The organism is Mesorhizobium sp. M1A.T.Ca.IN.004.03.1.1 (assembly GCF_003997555.1).
GTDB lineage: Bacteria > Pseudomonadota > Alphaproteobacteria > Rhizobiales > Rhizobiaceae > Mesorhizobium.
This window is the reverse complement of sequence record NZ_RZTV01001116.1, coordinates 1-235: the sequence shown is the minus strand read 5'-3', so window position 1 is coordinate 235 and position 235 is coordinate 1. Positions and strand designations below refer to the sequence as shown.

Here is a 235-nt window from a genome sequence, read left to right as displayed (position 1 = left end):
CGTGCGCAGAAAACCGCGGGCGAAGATATTACTGGTGAGCAGCACGGCCAGCAGCAGTCCGCAGACCGTTTTCAGGCCGGATGTCGTCACCGCGTAGATCAGCGTGTTGATCAGCCCCTTGACCAGGAACGGTTCGGAAAAGAACTGCCGAAAGTTTTCAAGCCCGATGAATTCGGCCGTCGAAAGATCCCAGCGCGTCAGGCTGAACCAGAGAGACGATATCGTCGGAAACAGA

General features: G+C 56.6%; 1 pseudogene. It reads right to left on the bottom strand.

The annotated features are described in order from the left end of the window. Positions 1-235 (bottom strand): annotated as a pseudogene (locus EOD29_RS35140) (sugar ABC transporter permease); the annotation flags it as partial.